The organism is Lachnoclostridium sp. An138 (assembly GCF_002160765.1).
GTDB classification, from domain to species: Bacteria; Bacillota; Clostridia; order Lachnospirales; family Lachnospiraceae; genus Laedolimicola; species Laedolimicola faecalis.
This window is the reverse complement of record NZ_NFLF01000002.1, coordinates 27,143-43,160: the sequence shown is the minus strand read 5'-3', so window position 1 is coordinate 43,160 and position 16,018 is coordinate 27,143. Positions and strand designations below refer to the sequence as shown.

Annotated in this window: 13 protein-coding genes; 12 read left to right on the top strand and 1 reads right to left on the bottom strand. The window is 51.1% G+C overall.

What is annotated here, in order from left to right:
• Positions 1-22 precede the first annotated feature (22 nt).
• The 6 genes from B5E82_RS01955 (at position 23) to B5E82_RS01930 (ending at position 8,378) form a co-directional block, all read left to right on the top strand.
• Positions 23-4,603, top strand: a complete 4,581-nt coding sequence (locus B5E82_RS01955; RefSeq protein WP_087305729.1) for a hypothetical protein — start codon at positions 23-25, stop codon at positions 4,601-4,603.
• A 270-nt stretch (positions 4,604-4,873) separates the two neighbouring features.
• Positions 4,874-5,371: a translation initiation factor IF-3 gene (gene infC, locus B5E82_RS01950; RefSeq protein ID WP_087305728.1), complete on the top strand. Its 498-nt coding sequence runs from the start codon at positions 4,874-4,876 to the stop codon at positions 5,369-5,371.
• A gap of 114 nt (positions 5,372-5,485) precedes the next feature.
• Positions 5,486-5,683, top strand: coding sequence for a 50S ribosomal protein L35 (gene rpmI, locus B5E82_RS01945; RefSeq protein WP_087165851.1), 198 nt, complete (start codon positions 5,486-5,488; stop codon positions 5,681-5,683).
• A gap of 58 nt (positions 5,684-5,741) precedes the next feature.
• Positions 5,742-6,098 (top strand): 50S ribosomal protein L20, encoded by a 357-nt coding sequence (rplT, locus tag B5E82_RS01940; RefSeq protein WP_087165852.1) that lies wholly within the window; start codon positions 5,742-5,744, stop codon positions 6,096-6,098.
• Between the two features lie 178 nt (positions 6,099-6,276).
• Positions 6,277-7,404, top strand: coding sequence for a CobW family GTP-binding protein (locus B5E82_RS01935; protein WP_087305727.1), 1,128 nt, complete (start codon positions 6,277-6,279; stop codon positions 7,402-7,404).
• Positions 7,405-7,427: 23 nt separating this feature from the next.
• Positions 7,428-8,378: a TIGR03943 family putative permease subunit gene (locus B5E82_RS01930; protein WP_087305726.1), complete on the top strand. Its 951-nt coding sequence runs from the start codon at positions 7,428-7,430 to the stop codon at positions 8,376-8,378.
• Positions 8,379-8,387: 9 nt separating this feature from the next.
• On the opposite strand, the gene B5E82_RS01925 is transcribed toward B5E82_RS01930, so the two are convergent.
• Positions 8,388-9,290 carry a LysR family transcriptional regulator gene (locus B5E82_RS01925; protein ID WP_087305725.1) on the bottom strand — a complete coding sequence of 301 codons (903 nt, stop codon included), beginning with the start codon at positions 9,288-9,290 and terminating at the stop codon, positions 8,388-8,390.
• 187 nt (positions 9,291-9,477) lie between these two features.
• Between B5E82_RS01925 and B5E82_RS01920 the strand changes: the two genes are divergently transcribed.
• From B5E82_RS01920 to trkA, 6 genes are all read left to right on the top strand, one after another.
• The gene (locus B5E82_RS01920) at positions 9,478-11,106 is read left to right on the top strand and encodes an FAD-dependent oxidoreductase (RefSeq protein WP_087305929.1); all 1,629 of its coding nucleotides are present in this window, start codon (positions 9,478-9,480) and stop codon (positions 11,104-11,106) included.
• Between the two features lie 95 nt (positions 11,107-11,201).
• Complete coding sequence (locus B5E82_RS01915) at positions 11,202-12,155, top strand: 4Fe-4S binding protein (RefSeq protein ID WP_087305724.1); 954 nt, start codon at positions 11,202-11,204, stop codon at positions 12,153-12,155.
• 293 nt (positions 12,156-12,448) lie between these two features.
• Positions 12,449-12,904, top strand: a complete 456-nt coding sequence (locus B5E82_RS01910) for an Lrp/AsnC family transcriptional regulator (RefSeq protein ID WP_087305723.1) — start codon at positions 12,449-12,451, stop codon at positions 12,902-12,904.
• An 88-nt stretch (positions 12,905-12,992) separates the two neighbouring features.
• A complete protein-coding gene (locus B5E82_RS01905; protein ID WP_087305722.1) occupies positions 12,993-14,141 on the top strand; it encodes an AI-2E family transporter in 1,149 nt (382 codons plus the stop codon).
• Positions 14,142-14,184: 43 nt separating this feature from the next.
• Positions 14,185-14,640 (top strand): DUF1653 domain-containing protein, encoded by a 456-nt coding sequence (locus B5E82_RS01900; RefSeq protein WP_162610677.1) that lies wholly within the window; start codon positions 14,185-14,187, stop codon positions 14,638-14,640.
• A gap of 18 nt (positions 14,641-14,658) precedes the next feature.
• Positions 14,659-16,017: a Trk system potassium transporter TrkA gene (trkA, locus tag B5E82_RS01895; RefSeq protein WP_087305720.1), complete on the top strand. Its 1,359-nt coding sequence runs from the start codon at positions 14,659-14,661 to the stop codon at positions 16,015-16,017.
• Position 16,018: the final 1 nt, after the last annotated feature.

Genomic DNA, 16,018 nt, shown 5'->3' with positions numbered 1-16,018 from the left:
AGAAAAAAGGAGGAATGAGAAGGTGAAAAGAGGAATATCCCGGATAAGGGGCAGAAAAAGCGGCTGGGTTCCGGCTTTGCTCCTTCTGATGCTGCTTTGCGGAAGGACGGACCGGGAAATCCTGGCGCAGTCTGCCGGGGAAGAAACGATGGTGGAGGAAAGCGGCGGGCAGGAACAGTTGTCTTTATCGGAAGAACATATCAGTATGGATCAGACGGCCAATGAAAACGGCTGGGTGAACAGGGACACTACTTTTACCGTTACGCTGCCGGAGGAGTGGGCTGGGGAAAGCCTGCCTGCCGTTCAGTACAGGAAACAGGAGGACACAGAGTGGGCGGTTATGGAACAGGCTTCTTCAGAGCTGCCGGTCTATGCTTTTACAGAGACAGATTTCTGTTATGACGGGGCTTATCAGTTCCGGCTTAAAGAGCGGGAGGACAATCAGAACGAGGAACAGAGCGACAATCAGAATGGCAATCAGGATGAAGATCTGGGAGAGGGCGCGCAGCAGGAAGAGCCCCAGGTGACAGTAAGGTTCCGGAAGGATAAAACAGCCCCTGTTATCCGTGCCGTCTGTACGGCTTCGGCCTCGGAAGATGCGGAAGGAAAGCACTACAGCGCCCGGGAGGAGTGCCGGCTCACACTGACCTTTACAGAAGCCTTTTACGAAGAACTGAGAAGTGAAACGGGAGAAATCACGGCGCCGGAGATCACAATTTTGAAAGACGGAAGCCCTCTGAGCCGGGAGGAGACGGAAGGCTGGATTACATGGGGAGAGTTTCAAGACGGAAGTATTTCCGTACGGGTAGAACTTCCTGCTGAAGAGAATACCGGAATACGGTATCAGGTAGAAGCGGCATACTGTGATGCCGCGGGAAATCCGCTTTCAATGGAAGAAGGAAGCTTTGGACAGCTGACAGACACCGGGAAAGGAGGTTTTATCACAGGGATTTTTGTGGTGGATTCCAAAGCACCGGAGCTTTTATCCTTTTCCTCACAGGGAGACTGGAGCTGGTCTGCAGAATGGGAGGACGGCAGAATCCCCTTGTACAGAAATGTGGAAGGGAACGATATCGCTTTTACATTTGCAATCGAAGAAAGGGAGGGGTGGGACAGCAGTCTGCTAAGCCTTCAGGTTGTAAATCTGACGGAGAACCGGGTAGCCGCAGAATATACGGGAGACAGTGAAGCCTTGCAGTGGACCCATGCGGATGGAATACATACAGCCCAATTCGGTTACGATGGAGAAGCGGGAAAGGAAGGCGTTTATGAGCTTCGTCTCAGCTGCCGGGACAGGGCTGGAAATTTTATGAAGGAAGAGCCCCCTGCAGACAGCCGGTTTGCCCTTGATCATGCGCCGCCCCGGCTCTGCGTCAGTGTTCCGGAAGCGGTAAATATTCTTAAAAATGGAGAAGACTGGCCAGCGACCCAGGCACAGGACGCAGACTGTGTTTCCTATTATTCTGAGGATATTGCGGTGAAAATCGCTGTGCGGGACAGGTTTTCCGGATTTTCGGAGACGGAAGAGGGAGATGCTGCGGCGCCGGAGAATTTCAGGTGTGAGCTTATTCGGATGGAACAAAATACGGAGGAGCTGACAGAGACAAAAATACAATGGAGCCGGACTGAGGATTCGGTCTGGTCGGGAAGCTTCCGGATCTCGGAAGAAGGAGACTACCGGATACGGATTTCCTGCCGGGATGCGGCCGGAAATGCTGCAGAGAACCCGGCAGGGGAGGAAACTCTGCTCCAGGGCACGCTGGAAGAAGGTATTTATGAAAGCCCGCTGCTGGTTGTGGATCGGACAGCCCCGGTTATTTCCTTCAGCTATTCGGCGGAACCGGTGGAAAGAAGTCAGGGAAGAGTGTATTTTGATGGAACAGCGGCTCTCTGTCTGCAGGTGGAGGACAGAAATTTCCGGGTACAGGAGCTGAAAGAGACACTTCTTGGGTTTGAAGCAGTGGACAGCAGAGGAGCCAGCCGGAAGGAACAGACGGAGCTGAACACGTATCTGGAGAAGCTTCCCGGCAGGGAAATCAGCCGCGGGGTCTGGGGCGCAGAGCTTCCTCTTGATACGGAGGCCTGCTACAGCATCCCCATAGGGGTATCTGACTTGGCCGGAAATCAGGCGGTCTGGCCGGAGGAGCCGGGCGCTGTGGTACACAGGGAGAATCCGGTCGTAGATCGGACGCCGCCGGAGGCTGTGAGCCTGGAATATTCCGGCGGAACTTTGGTGAATTACCTGCCTTCCGGGTGGATTTTTTCCGGGGAAAAGCTGGCTGTGAAGGCATCCGGAAAGGATGAAACGGCAGGAATCCGTGAAATTCGGTTTGTGATCCGAAGCGAAGATGGACAGGAGGAGGTGCGGACACAGAGTTTTCAGCCTGCCGCCGCTGGTTCTTTTCAGGTGGAGCTGCCTCTCGGCGCGGAAGATTTTAGGGGGCTGGTCAGAACGGAGGTGTACGACTGGGCAGGCCACTGTATGGCCAGGGAAAGGAATTATGCGGTAGAGAGTGAGAGCCTTCACCGGGCGGCAGGCACCGCAGAGCTCGCGGCTGTAACCCCTCCGTCCCGGATAGTAGACGGGACAGCGTACTACAATACCGATCTGACCGTTCGGCTGACGCTTCGGGATACCTTTTCCGGACTTCAGACTGTGTGGTATACTGGGGGGACGACCCTTTCAGGCAGCAGGGATTACGCGGCAGAGGCGGGAAATGACTTGGACGGGAAAGCAGAGCGGAAGCTTATCTATGAATATGTACAGGAACTGACGCTGGATGCTGCTGCCAATAATGAGAATGGAGTCCAAGTCAGCGCCGGCTATACGGATAACGCGGGTTACGCAGATTCTGTGACCCGGAGCTATCACATTGACGTGACGCCTCCGGAAATTATGGTGGAGTATGATCCGGCTGAGCCGGTTCAGGGAAAGTATTACAATCAGGAGCGTACAGCTGTGGTTACGATTCGGGAGAGAAACTTTGATGAAAGGGATGTGGATTTTCAGATTACCGGCACAGATGGAGCATTTCCGGAGATCGGCGGCTGGAGCTCCTCCGGCAGCGGGGACGATACGCTCCATGTCTGCAGGGTTGTCTTTCGGGAGGATGGAGATTACACATTTACGCTGGCCTTCCAGGATCTGGCTGGGAACCGGGCTGTCTATGGACAGACAGACGAATTTACTATCGACAGAACAGCGCCGGAGCTGAGTGTGGCCTGGGACAATGAGGACAGCCGGAATGAAATCTATTATGCAGACAGCCGCAGAGCGGTCATAGATATCCTGGAGCATAATTTCCGGGAGGATCAGATAGAAGTGATCGTTACAGCAGACAAGGAAGAAGCAGACAGCCTGCCGGCGATTTCCGAATGGAGACGGGAAGGCGATCACAATACGGCTGAGATCAATTTTTCACAGGATGGAAGTTATACGCTGGCGGTCAGGGGATGGGATCTGGCAGGAAATGAAATGGCTGAATACAGGACAGAACTCTTTGTCATTGATCAGACACCGCCAAAGCTTGTGTTCTCCGATGTGGCAGATCAGTCGGCCAACAACGGAGAGGTACGCCCGGCCCTTCGGTATTCAGATGCCAATTACGATCCGGACGGAACGGAAATCCTTCTGAGCGGATACCGGAATGGGCAGATGGAATGGAAAGGGAGCTGGAGGCAGCTGGAAAACGGTATGGCGCTGAAACTGGAAGACTTTCCGCAGGTACGGGAGCTGGATGATCTGTATACGCTTCAGGCATCTGTCCGGGATTTGGCCGGAAACCAAAGCCAGGCTCAGATCTGCTTTTCTGTCAACCGGTTCGGCTCGGTCTATACATTTGACGAAAAGACGGAGGCTCTGGCAGGTCCGGAGGGCAGTTATTACACAAATCAGGAGCAGGATCTTGTGATTACAGAGACCAATGTGGATACGCTGGAATTCCGGGAAATCATCTGCAGCCGGAATGGAAAAGTACGGACCATGGAAGAAGGAAAAGATTATATTGCAGAGGAACAGGAAGAGTCTTCCGGATGGAAACAGTACGTTTATACGATAGGAAAAGAAAATTTTGAAGAAGAAGGAATATATCTTGTCACCATTTATTCAGAGGACAGGGCGGAAAATGCCTCAGATACGGGTACGAAGGGAAGAAAACTGGAATTTGCTGTGGATAAGACGGCTCCTGTGATTCTCGTGTCGGGAGCGGAAGACGGCGGCCGCTACCGGGAAGGAACGAAAGAACTGACGCTGGATATCCAGGATAACCTGCGGCTCCGGGAGGTAAGCGTGCTCCTGAACGGACAGAGGACCGTGTACAGCGCTTCGGAATTGAAGGAGAACGAAGGCAGGATCGTGCTGCAGATCCAAGGCGCAAACTACTGGCAGGAGCTTATGGTGACAGCCAGGGACGCCGCCGGGAACACTGCCGGGACAAAGAGCCTGCGTCTGCTGATTACTCCCAATCTGATGGTTCAGTTTTTCATGAATAAACCCGTTCTTTACACCACGGCGGGAATACTGCTGTCTTTGGAAACGGCAGGACTTTTGCTTCTGCGCGCCCGGCTGCGGCGCAGGGATAGACAGGGGCGCAGAAAGATATAAAAAAGGTTATGAAAAAAGTAATGAAAAAAGCGGCAGAAAGATATAAAAAATGGGTTGACACTGGAATACGGATATGCTATGATAACTCAGTGACAGCAAGCAGAGTATCCACTCTCACCTCAGCGCAGCAGGCGTCTCAGGTTTATAATTATGGCATGACGGGTATAGTCAGTATATACCCTGTGTTATGATATTTCAAGTGGATAGTCTGACTATCCACTTTTTTTGGATTCTTTCTTATATAAGGAGGGTACTACAATTAGCGATTTAATGATTAACGAACAGATCCGGGATAAGGAGGTCCGCCTCATAGGGGTGAATGGAGAGCAGCTTGGAATCATGTCTGCCAAAGATGCGATGCGGATTGCCCGGGAAGCAGAACTTGATCTGGTAAAGATTGCGCCGACAGCGAAGCCGCCTGTCTGCAAGATTATCGACTACGGTAAGTTCAAATATGAGCAGGCCAGAAAAGAGAAGGAAGCCCGCAAAAAGCAGAAAACGATTGAGATTAAGGAAGTTCGTTTGTCACCGAATATCGAAGAGAATGACCTGAACACGAAGGTAAGCGCGGCCAGGAAGTTCATTCAGAAAGGCGATAAGGTCAAGGTGACCTTGCGTTTCCGCGGAAGAGAGATGGCGCATGTGCAGAAGACGAAGCAGATTCTGGACGTGTTTGCCGAGAAGCTGTCAGATATTGCGGTAGTGGAGAAGGCTCCGAAGCTGGAAGGCCGGCAGATGATGATGTTTCTTACAGAGAAGCGTCAGTAGTTTTTGAGAATCAGCCACGGATGTGGAATTGATTTTAATAGAAATTGAAAAAGCAGATGTAACTATTCGGTACTGAACGGTTACAGGCAGACTAGAATAGGAGGAGTATATAAAATGCCTAAAATTAAGACAAGCAGAGCTGCTGCAAAGCGTTTCAAAGTGACAGGAACCGGCAAACTCAAGAGAATGAAAGCTTATAAGAGCCATATCTTAACCAAGAAATCTCAGAAGAGAAAGAGAAATCTCAGAAAAGCAACGATCACAGATGCTACCAATGTAAAGAGCATGAAGAAGATTCTTCCGTATCTGTAAGCTGCACTGTTCCAGAGAGATATCGTAGAATCGGGAAATTTCAAGGAGGAAAAGAGAAATGGCAAGAATTAAAGGCGGTTTAGGCGCTAAGAAGAGACATAACAGAGTATTGAAGCTCGCAAAGGGCTATAGAGGAGCAAGAAGCAAGCAGTATCGTGTGGCAAAGCAGTCCGTGATGAGAGCGCTGGCGACTTCCTACGCAGGAAGAAAAGAGAGAAAGCGTCAGTTCCGTCAGCTCTGGATCGCGCGTATCAACGCTGCGGCCCGTCTGAATGGACTGTCCTACAGCAAGTTCATGTATGGCCTGAAGCTGGCAGAGGTTCAGCTGAACCGTAAGGTGCTGGCTGACATGGCAGTAAACGATCCGGCAGGATTTGCGACTCTGGCAGAGGTTGCCAAGAGCAAGATTGCATAAGAAATGATGAAAAAGGGACTGTCTGTATCCTTCGGGAAACAGGCGGTCTTTTTATACGGTCAGGATTTGACAAACAATAAGAACGTGCTATAATTAGCAGTGCGCGGAAGAGAGTGCTAATACAAAACCTGATGTTTGGGAGGCGGAAGCCTCTGCATGTGAGAAAGAAGGAAAAATAATGACAGAGATTACCATTATATCCGGCTTTTTGGGGGCCGGAAAGACTACGTTGATTAAAAAACTCCTGGAAGAGGCATTCCAGGGGGAGAAGATTGTACTGATTGAAAATGAATTCGGTGAGATCGGTATTGACGGCGGATTCCTGAAGGATTCCGGCATCCAGGTCAATGAGATGAATTCCGGCTGTATCTGCTGTTCCCTGGTGGGAGATTTCGGAACAGCCCTGAAGGAAGTGCTGGATACCTATGCTCCGGACCGCATCCTGATCGAGCCCTCCGGTGTGGGCAAGCTTTCCGATGTGGTAAAAGCAGTGGAAAATGTGGCAGGGTCCATGGATGTTCATATTGACAGCGCCATCGTTGTGGTAGATGGAAAGAAATGCAAAATGTATATGAAGAATTTCGGCGAGTTCTTCAACAATCAGGTAGAACATGCGGGGACTATCGTCTTAAGCCGTACCCAGAGCATGACGGAGGAGAAGCTTCAGGAGACTGCAGCTCTTCTGCGGGAGCATAACGCGAAGGCTACGATGATTACTACGCCCTGGGATGAGCTGAATGGAAAGCAGATCCTGGATGCCATGCATCATGCAGAGCTGGATATGAGCAGCTTCCACCAGGATGAAGAGGGAGGACATTCTCATGAACACGGCCATGAGGGCGAATGCGGCTGCGGTCATGACCATGAGGATCACGACCATCATCACCATCATGATCATGAAGACCATGACCATCACCACAGCCATGAAGATCATGATCATGAGCACGATCACGGCGAGGGATGTACCTGCGGCTGCCACGATCATGAGGGACACCATCACCACCACGATCATGAAGGCCATCATCACGCAGACGAGGTATTTACAAGCTGGGGCGTAGAGACACCGCGGCGTTATGGAGCAGAGGAACTGCAGCAGATGCTGGAGAAGCTGGAAGGTTCCTCAGAATACGGCATCATTCTGCGTGCAAAGGGAATTCTTCAGAATACGGACGGAAGCTGGATGCAGTTTGACCTTGTTCCGGAGGAATACGAGGTGCGGGGCGGAAGTCCGGAATATACAGGCCGTCTCTGCGTAATCGGTTCCAAGCTTAATGAGGACGCGTTGAAGGAACTGTTTCAGGTATAGCTGCAGGGATAGGAGATGAAAGCATGAGTTTGGGAAATAAAGTACCGGTGTATCTGGTGAACGGTTTCCTGGAGAGCGGCAAGACGACGTTTATCCAGGAGACGCTGTCAGACCCGTATTTTTCAGATGGAGGAAAGACTCTTCTGCTGGCCTGTGAGGAAGGAGAAGAGGAATATGATCTGCATGTGCTGGAATCTTATGACACAGAACTGGTGCAGGTAGAAGGAAAGGAAGCGTTCAATCCGGAATTTCTGGAGGAGTGCAGGAAGAAATATAAGCCAACCCAGGTCATGATTGAGTACAATGGAATGTGGGGAATGCAGCTGTTCCGGGACATGAAGTTTCCAAAGGGATGGTTCCCGGCCCAGGGAATCACGCTGGTGGACGCGGGTACCTTCGATCTGTATATGCAGAACATGAAGTCCCTGTTTATGGATATGGTACAGGATTCGGACCTGGTGATTTTCAACCGCTGCGTGGAGGGTACGAAGGCAGCCTCCTACAAGCGCAATATCCGGGCAGTCAATCCGAGAGCCCAGGTGGAGTTTGAAAAAGAGGGGGGCGAGCTCTTTGAATATGAGGACGAGCTGCCCTTCGACCTGAATGCGGAGATTGTGGATATCGGAGATATAGATTACGGTATCTGGTACGTGGACGCCATGGACCATCCGGAGCATTATGACGGAAAGACGATCCGCTTCAAGGCACGGGTCATGAAGCCCAGAGGCATCACGCCGGGCTATTTTGTGCCGGGACGGCGGGCCATGACCTGCTGCGCGGACGATACGGTTTTCCTCGGGTTCCTCTGCAGAAGCCAGAATGTGGATAAGCTGAAGAACGGCCAGTGGCTGACAGTGACGGCAAAGGTATCCGTACAGAAAAGAGAGGAATATTCCGGAGAGGAAGGCCCGGTGCTCTATACCAAGGCGCTGAAATCGGCGCCGGCGCCGGAGGAAGAGCTGGTATACTTCTGACGGCTGTTCTCATTCCCTGTGCAGAGGGATTTCCGGCTTCGGATAGCGGCTCAGCAGCTCTTTTAAGAGCAGGATGGAGTCCGAAATGAATTTATCTTTATGATAGACCAGCTTGAAGGTGCGGTCCCATATGTTTTCAGGGTCCTGAAGCATATGGATCGTGCCTTTTCTGATCTCGTCCTGGATCAGGCGTACGGAGATAACGGCCAGGCAGTTATTAAAGAGTATGGCATTCTTCATGGCTTCCGGAAAGGGAGCTTCTATCCGGCAGTGAATGGGAATATGATTCTTCCGCATATAGTCTTCGAAAAGGGCCCGCGTTCCGCTTCCTTTTTCACGCATGACAAAATCCTGATCCTTCAAATCAAAAGAAGAAAAGGTGCTGCGGCAGGCAAAAGGATGCCCGGAGCTGCAGGCCAGAACCAGATAATCATCCACAAGAGGGAGGTTGATCAGATCCGGACTCTGAATCACACCCTCCACAATTCCCACATCCAGCTCAGAACGCAGCAGCTTGTCTTCCACAGTCCGGGTGTTTCCGATGAAGGAGAAGGTATCCACGTGGGGCCGTATGCGCTGAAAATCCTCCAGGAGAGCCGGAAGCATACAGGAGCCGATGGTGACTGTGACACCGATGCGGAAATGCTCTGTCTTGGTTTCGCTCTGCATCTGCCGTTCTACTTCATCAAAGGAATGTACGGCGGCTTTGGCCATTTTCAGAAGATGCTCACCCGGTTCCGTGATATAGAGGCGTTTTGAAAGACGGTCAAAAAGTCTGGTTTCATAATGTTCTTCCAGTTCCCGGATGGCCTGGCTTACCGTGGGCTGGGTTACATAAAGCCGTTTGGCAGCGAGGCTCATCTTTCCGGTTTCCGCGACTGCGATGAAAATTTTCAGATGACGGATAGTCACAGTTTTCCTCCTTATATCATAGGCAATTCCTATATTTTTAATAAAATAATATCATTTTACTTATTGATTGGCAAGTGCTATAATACAAAACAAGAACACCATGAAAGTGGCGGGAACACAGTTTTTGAACCGGCAGGACGCAGAAATACAGAAGGCTGAGTGCGCAGGTGGAAAGGAGAATGAACGGATGAAGGTATTGATTGTTGGAGGTGTTGCGGCAGGAACGAAGGTCGCGGCAAAGCTTATGCGGGAAGATCGCAGCTGTGAGGTCACAATTTTGACAAAGGGAAAGGATATTTCCTATGCAGGCTGCGGTCTTCCTTATTATGTTGGCGGTCTGATTCCGGGGAGAGAGCAGCTGATTGTCAACACGCCGGAATCTTTTTCAAAGCTGACAGGAGCGCAGGTACAGACCGAGACGGAGGTAACTGCGGTGGATACCGCGGCAAAGACGGTTACGGCGGTACATAAAGGAGAGGAGGAGACCTGGAGCTATGACAAGCTGGTGATTGCATCCGGAGCGTCTCCGTTCCGCCCGCAGATAGAGGGGCTTGATCTGGAAAATGTATTTTTTATGAGAACGCCGGATGACGCGATTGCGCTGAGGAAAGCTGTGGAAGCAGGCGGAATCAAGCGCGCGGTAGTGGCCGGAGGCGGCTTTATCGGCCTTGAGGTGGCTGAAAATCTGGCCCACAAAGGCATCCGTGTAAATGTGATTGATTTTGCGCCTCATGTGCTCCCCAATTTCCTGGACCCGGAGATGAGCGAATATGTGGAAAATAAGATGTCTGAGGCTGGCGTAAACCCCATGACCGGAGTTTCCCTGGAAGCCATTCTCGGAGATGGGAAGGTGGAGAAGGTGCAGACCAGCAAGCGGGCTGTAAAGGCAGACGCTGTAGTGATCGCCATCGGCATCCGTCCGAATACCGCGTTTCTTGAGGGAAGCGGAATCGAGATGTTCAAGGGAACGATTCTCACAGACAAATATATGCGCACCAATGTGGAAGACGTCTATGCGGCAGGCGACTGCGCTATGGTGACGAACCGCGAAACCGGCGAGGCTGCCTGGTCGCCCATGGGCTCTACAGCCAATATCGCAGGCCGTGTGCTGGCGGCTGATATCTGCGGAAAGAACAAGGAGTACGCAGGCGTACTGGGAACAGGCGTGGCGAAGCTTCCGGGCGGCATTAATGCGGGACGCACCGGTCTGACAGAGACGGCGGCAAAGGCGGCAGGCTATGATGTGGTTACGGCCCTTTCTGTTGTGGATGACAAGGCTCATTATTATCCGGGAGCCGGAAATTTTATCATTAAGATGGTGGCTGATAAGACTACGCGCAAATTCCTGGGTCTGCAGGTGCTGGGAAGCGGCGCGGTAGACAAGATAACGGATATCGCGGTGACGGCCATCTCCCTGAATGCGTCTGTGGATCAGCTGGAGAACCTGGATTTCGCTTACGCCCCGCCTTTCTCCACAGCGATTCATCCGTTTGCCCATGCCCTGAATGTTCTGCTGAATAAGATGAGCGGAGCTTTTGAGACCTTTACCCCGGCGGAGTATGAGGCGGGAGCGGCGGAAGATTACCGCCTGGTAGACGCTTCTCCGCAGCCCTCCATCGAAGGAGCGCCCTATCTTGATCTGACAAAGATCAACGGAGAGGTAGAAGGCTTTGGAAAGGATGAAAAGCTTCTGATTGTCTGCGCGAAAGGAAAACGGGCCTACATGACTCAGAACCGGCTGAAATATTACGGATATACCAATACGCGTGTTCTGGAGGGCGGCACAACCTTCAACGAAATCAGGACGGAAGAGTAAAACCGGATCAGCGGCTGGCGCGGCGCCTGCGGCGACCGGGTACCGGCCTTATGATAAAGAGCAAAGAACAAAGATAAATAAGGAGGACTTTAAGTATGGCGACACTGACCATCAGCGCGGCGGATGAAAAGAAGGTAAAGGCCCGCGGATTCTTAAGCAACAAAGGAACAGACAATTTTTCTGCCCGTATTATCACGGTAAACGGAAAGGTTACGGCCGAGCAGCAGAGAGTGATCGCAGAGGCGGCGGAGAAATACGGAAATGGTACGGTAACGTATACCACGCGTCTGACGGTGGAGGTTCCCGGAGTTCCCTATGACAAGATCGATGAGTTCTGTGAGTTTATCGGAAAAGCCGGTCTGGTAACCGGAGGAACCGGTTCCAAGGTGCGCCCGGTAGTATCCTGTAAGGGAACCACCTGCCAGTATGGACTGCTGGATTCCTTCGGGCTGTCCGAGGAAATTCATCACAGATTTTATGAGGGATACCGCCAGGTACAGCTTCCCCATAAATTCAAAATTGCGGTAGGAGGATGTCCCAATAATTGTGTGAAGCCGGATCTGAATGATCTGGGCATTATCGGCCAGCGGATTCCCAATTATGATGAGGATGAGTGCAATGGCTGCAAGAAGTGCGCGGTGGAGAAAGCCTGTCCCGTTCACGCGGCAAAGCTGGTGGACGGCGTCATGGAGATCGACCATGATGTCTGCAACAACTGCGGACGCTGCATCGGAAGCTGCCCCTTTGACTGCATCGAAGACGGCACCTACGGCTATAAAATCTATATCGGCGGACGCTGGGGCAAGAGCGTAGCGCAGGGAAGAGCTCTTTCCAAAGTGTTCACAGATAAAGAAGAGGCGCTTTCTGTTATCGAAAAGGCGATTCTTCTGTACCGCGAGCAGGGTCATACAGGAGAGCGTTTCGCGACGACGATTGAGAGACTTGGATTTGAGAATGTGGAAGCACAGCTTCTTTCTGATGACATTCTGGCAAGAAAGCAGGAAATTCTGGATGCGCAGCTTCATCTGGTTGGCGGAGCTACCTGCTGATTCGCAGGCCGGTTTGCTTCCTGCATATACCCGGTATACGGAATGAGGAAGCGCTGTTTCCGCTGAAATACAGCAATTCAGAAGCATCATTGAGGCATTTGGATAAAAATTTGTGAAAAATGCTTCTGGACAAAAAATATTTTATCTGCTATGATGTTTCTCAGAGTAGACAAAGGCAGTTTGCGAAAGCAAGCTGCCTTTTTGCGTTCTGGAAGATTTTCCCGCCATAGTGGAAGAAAGGACGCCATGCGCGCAAATGCGTGAATTTGGTTTGTGTCAGGGAGGTATCAAGTATGGACAGCATCGATCTGAGTATTTTAAAATGTCTTAAGGAAAATTCGCGGCAGACAGCTTCGATGATCAGTCAGACCATAAACCTGTCTGTATCAGCTGTCATTGAGCGGATACGGAAGCTGGAGGCCAGAGGGATGATTCAGCAGTATACGGTCGTCCTGGACGAAAAGCAGCTGGGCAACGATTTGACGGTATTTATATCCGTGCGCCTGGAGCATCCCAGATTCGGGGAAACGTTCGCAAAGGAGGCTTCCGCTCATCCCAATATTTCCGAGTGCTATTATATAGCAGGGGATGTAGATTATCTCCTGAAAATTGTGACAGATTCTTCCCACAGCCTGGAACTGATTCATCAGGACATCAAGGAGATGCCAGGCGTGTCCTGGACAAAGACGCTGTATGTCCTGTCCACCATTAAGAACGATGTCTCCGTGCTTCCGGAGCAGCTTGCGTAAATATTTTCAGCCAGATACTTGACACTTTCCGGCAGGTGGATTATGCTCTCTACAGAGACAGTTGCAGATGCGGCAAAGGAGTGGACACATGAATCTGGACCGGGAAAATATGAAAAAGCTGATGCTTCTGATCACATTTACGGTTGTGCTGCTGGTAGGGGTCCAGCGCCTGGATGTGGTGCTTGGAACGCTGAATGTGATTTGGACGATTTTTCTGCCCTTTGTGCTTGGAAGCGCCATCGCCTTTTTCCTGAATGTTCCCATGGCCTTTCTGGAGAAAAAACTGTTCGGCAGGAGAGAAGAAGAGAAGAAAAACGGGCTGGCACGCCCTTTAAGCCTGCTTCTGACAGTTGTGATTGTGATTGCCATGATTGTATTTGTCATCTTTGTCGTCGTGCCGGAGCTCAGCTCTACGATTACCAATCTGGCGGTTCAGATAGAAGCCGCCCTTCCGAGAGGGCAGAAATGGCTGGAAAACGTGTTCCGTGACAATGAGCAGGTTACAGCCTGGCTCAATAGTGTTGAAATGAACTGGGAAGCCATGGTGCAGACGGCGCTGAATATGTTGCGTACCGGAGCGGAGAGTGTACTGACTTATACGGTTGTAGTGGCCAGAGGGATTATTAACGCAGTCTATACTTTTGTCATTGCGTTTGCCTTCTCCTGCTATGTACTGATTCAAAAGGAGAAGCTGAGCGCTCAGGCGCAGAAGCTTTTAAAAGCTGTATTTCCGAGAAGGCATGCGGAGCGGATCATGTATGTCTTCTCTTTAAGTTACCGTACTTTTACAAATTTCATAACAGGCCAGTGCCTGGAAGCGATCATACTGGGAACCATGTTTTTTGTGGTGATGAGCGTTCTGAACTTCCCTTATGCGCTTCTGGTCGGAATTCTGGTGGCGGTCACTGCTCTGATTCCCATATTCGGAGCTTTTATCGGCTGCGCGGTGGGAGCCTTTCTGATTCTTGTGGTCAATCCCATGAAAGCGCTGGCGTTTATTGTGCTGTTTCTTGTGCTGCAGCAGGTGGAGGGAAATCTGATCTATCCTCATGTGGTGGGCAATTCCGTAGGCCTGCCTTCTATCTGGGTCCTGGTAGCGGTCACGGTGGGCGGAAATCTGATGGGGATTGCGGGAATGCTGGTGTTTATTCCCATTGCGTCCGTGCTGTATACGCTTCTTCGGGAGTGGGTATACAGAAGGCTGAAAGAGAAGAATCTGGATCAAGAGGAGCTGTAAAAATCGGGCGGATTTCCGGAAATATAGGAAAGAAGGTTTGTGTGTGAGAGAAGTAAAGGCAGGAGAGTATTACCGCCATTTCAAGGGCGGACTGTATCAGGTGACGGGCATCGCAAAGGATGCCGGCACAGAGAGACCGGTAGTGGTCTATCAGGCTCTGTACGGAGAGGAAGAACTCTGGGTCAGAGATTATGAGGAGTTTGTAAGCGAGGTGGATCGGGCAAAGTACCCGGATGCGGAACAGCAGTACCGGTTTGAAAAGATAGAGGAACCAAAGGAAAGCAATCCGCTTCTGCTGCGCTTTCTGGACGCTGAGACTTATGAGGACAAGCTGGAACTGTTTCAGTCCTGGGAGGCGTACGCGGACGATCAGCTGCTGGAAAGCATTGCCGTGTCGCTGGATATTGTTCTCGGAAAGGGAAGCACAAAGGAAAAATACAGACAGGTGCTGAATTGTCTGAAGACCATGGAGCACTTTGAGACAAATCGTTTTCGGTAAAAGACAGGGGGAGTAAATGTGGACATTGTAATCATCGGAGACGGGAAAGTGGGACATAAGCTGGCTATGCAGCTGTCAGGAGAAAATTACAATGTGACGCTGATCGATCAGTGTGAAAAGAAACTGTCGGACACAGTCAATGAGATGGATGTGTCCTGTGTGGCTGGTGATGGAGGAAGCGCGGAAGTGCAGCGGAAGGCGGATGTGCCGGGGGCGGATCTGGTTATCGCCTGTACTTCTACAGACGAAATGAACCTGTTCTGCTGCCTGCTTGCCAGAAGGCTTGGGGCAAAGCAGACCATAGCGAGGGTAAGAAATCCTGTATACGCGGAGCAGATGCATCTTCTGAAAGAAGATCTGAAGCTGAGCATGGCAGTAAATCCGGAGCTTGCTCTGGCGGGGGAGATTTCCCGTGTTCTGATTTTTCCGTCCGCCGCCAAAATAGAGACTTTTGTAAAAGGCCGGGTAGAGCTGGTGGAGGTGACGCTGAACGAAAAAAGCGTGATTGCCGGAGTACCTTTAAGCGGGCTTTATAAAAAATATCAGATCAAGATGCTGATCTGCGCGGTACAGCGGAGACAGAAGGTATATATTCCGGACGGCAGTTTCGTTCTGGAAGCAGGAGACAAAATCAATATCGCGGCGTCTCACAGAGAGATCGAAAAGTTTTTCCGCCTGACAAATTCCATGCGGAACAAGGCAAAGAATGTCATGATCTGCGGAGGAGGCCGGGTGGCTTATTATCTTGCCCGGCAGCTTCTGGCCCTTGGCATGCAGGTGAAGATTGTAGAGCAGAGTGAAGCGCGCTGTACAGAACTCTGTGAGCTGCTGCCCAAGGCGACTATCATTCATGGAAATGCCACGGAGCATGAGCTTCTGGAAGAAGAAGGGGTCGCAAAGGCGGATGCGTTTGTGACGCTGACCGGCATGGATGAGGAGAATATCATCATGTCCATGTACGCAAAGATGCGGGGCGTGCCCAAAATTGTCACGAAGGTCAATGATGAAGGTCTGGAGAGCATGGTGGAGCAGCTTGGCATCGAAAGCGTGGTTTCGGCGAAAAACGTTACAGCCAATGCGATTACCAGTTATGTGCGCGCCATGAAGAACTCCATGGGAAGCAGCAATGTGGAGACCGTCTACAAGCTGATCGGCGGAAAGATAGAGGCTCTGGAATTTCTGATACGGGAGAAAGCGAAGTATACGGGGATTCCGCTGAAAAACCTGACGCTGAAGGAAAATCATCTCGTGGCCTGTATTGTAAGGAAAAACCGGATCATCATACCGGGCGGCGATGATACACTGGAAGTAGGCGACAGCGTTATCGTGGTATCTATGGCGCAGGGCCTTGAGGATTTGGAGGATATTCTGCGGTAGC